Annotated in this window: 2 protein-coding genes; both read right to left on the bottom strand. The window is 72.7% G+C overall.

The genetic code is table 11. The annotated features are described in order from the left end of the window. Positions 1 to 97 precede the first annotated feature (97 nt). Positions 98 to 1165: an ABC transporter substrate-binding protein gene (locus tag MIC448_RS13235; RefSeq protein WP_036300598.1), complete on the bottom strand. Its 1068-nt coding sequence runs from the start codon at positions 1163 to 1165 to the stop codon at positions 98 to 100. A gap of 87 nt (positions 1166 to 1252) precedes the next feature. After that, positions 1253 to 2209, bottom strand: a 957-nt coding sequence (locus tag MIC448_RS13240) for a sulfate adenylyltransferase (protein ID WP_036300599.1), incomplete at its 5' end; no start/stop codon positions are given.

The following is a 2209-nucleotide window of genomic DNA, read 5'->3' on the forward strand; positions in this document are numbered from 1 at the left end:
CCCGAGCGGCGAGCCACCCGACGGCGCGAGCGGCGAGCCACCCGAAGCGGCGGGCGGCGCGGCCGTCGCGGCGCCGGGAGCGGGTACCGAGCTCATGTCAGTCCTCGCCGAGCCCTGCCGCCGACACCGGGTCGGCGCCGTCGGACTCGAGCAGCTCGTTCAGCAGCCGCAGGTCGAAGAGGCCCTCGATCGAGCCGTCCTTCTGCGTGCCCACCGCGACGCCGTCCTCGACGAGCGCCTCGAACGTGTCGGCATGCGGGTCGACCGAGAAGGTGACGTGCTCGAGCGCGCGCGTGATGACCTCGTCGGCCAGCGGCTTGCCGGTCTCAGCCGCGATCGCGCCGTTGATCACCGCGGACGCGTCGGCGGGGTTGTCGGCGATCCACTGCACGGCGGCGGCGTGGCCCTCGAGGAGGTCCGCGACGACGTCGGGGTGCTGCTCGAGGAACTCCGCGCGCACCAGCAGCACCGTGGTGGGGAACTCGCCGTCCTCCCACAGCTCTGCCTCGTCGACGAGCACGTGCGCACCGGCGTCGACGATGAGTCGCGAGACCCAGGGCTCCGGCAGCCACGCGCCGTCGAGCTCGCCCTGCTGGAACAGCGTCAGCGTCTGGGCGTTCTCGGTCGGCGTGATCTGCACGTCGCCGCCGCCCGAGGTGTCGGTCTCGTAGCCCTGGTCCGCGAGCCACGTGCGCAGGGCGACGTCCTGCGTGTTGCCGAGCTGCGGCGTCGCGAGCGTCGTGCCCTCGAGGTCGGCGGCGTCGTCGATGCCCTCGCGCACGACCAGTGCGGCGCCGCCGGTCGCAGCTCCCGCCACGACGCGCGCGGACTGCCCGCCCGACTGGATGAACGTGTTGATCGACGGGTTCGGCCCGATGTAGGTGGCGTCGATCGCGCCGGCCGAGAGAGCTTCGATCGCGGCGGGTCCGGCGTTGAACACCTGGGTGCTGACCTCGACGTCGCCGAGGGCGTCCTCGAAGAGGCCCTCCTGCACACCGACGAGCGCCGGGGCGTGCGTGACGTTCGCGAAGTAGCCGACGCGCAGCTCGTCCACCGGCTCAGCAGTCGTCCCGCCCGCGTCGGCAGAGGCGGCGGCGCAGCCCGACATCATGGCCGCCACGAGTCCCAGGGTTGTGATGACGGTCGCGGTGCGGATGTTGTTCACGGTGTCGCCTCCTTCGTTCGATGTGACAGGGTTCGGTGTGGCAGGGTTCGATGTGACAGGGGTGGGTGGAGCGGGGGTGCGGACTGTTCAGTCGCGCACGATGCCGGCGGCGAGCGTCGCGCCGTCGGACGGATGGATCACGAGGAACGAGCCCCCGTGCCGGCTGGTGCGGTAAGGCTCGAGCGGCAGGTCGGCGGCGAGCCGCACGCGCACGCGCCCGATGTCGTTGACCTCGAGCGCCTGCGCCGGTGCGTGCGTCAGCGCGTCGAGGTCGTAGCGCGACTCGATCTGCGCGACGATCGCCTGCACGGTCGCGGTGCCGTGTTTGACGAGAACACGGATGCCGGGGGTCAGCGTCCGCCCGTCGAGCTGGAACAGTTCGGCGTCGAACTCCCGCCGCGCGGCCGGCAGAGAGCCCGCGGTCACGACGACCGCACCGCGCGCGGTGTCGACGTCGTCGGCGAGCTCGAGCGACACCGACTGCGGAGCCGTCGCCTCGTCGGCTTCGGCGCCGGCGACGCGGATGCCGGTGACCGTGGTCGCGATGCCGGAGGGGAAGATCTCGACCCGGTCGCCGATGCGCACGGTGCCGCTCGAGATGCGACCGGCTACCGCACGGTAGTCGCGCAGGCGCTCGACCTCCGTGGGGTCGACGGCGATGTCGGGCGCGAGGCCGCCCTGCGGGCGGAGCACGACCTGCACCGGCAGCCGCAGCGGCCGGGGCTCCTGATTCCCGAGCCCCGACGCCGCCGCCACCGAAGACTCGAGCGCGTCCGCGGCCGGCAGCGTCTCGAGCAGCTCGAGCAGCGCGGGACCGCGGTACCAGGGCGTGCGCTCCGAGCGCTCGACGATGTTGTCGCCCTCAAGCGCCGACACCGGCAGCACGTAGAGGTCGTCGATGCCGAGCTCGGCCGCGACGGCCTCGGCATCCCGCGCGACGGCGGCGAAGGCATCCGTCGAGAAATCCACCAGGTCGATCTTGTTGACCGCGAGGATCACGTGCGGCACGCGCAGCAGCGCCACCACGGCGAGGTGGCGCCGCGT

The organism is Microbacterium sp. C448 (assembly GCF_000582705.2).
Lineage (GTDB): Bacteria > Actinomycetota > Actinomycetes > Actinomycetales > Microbacteriaceae > Microbacterium > Microbacterium lacus_A.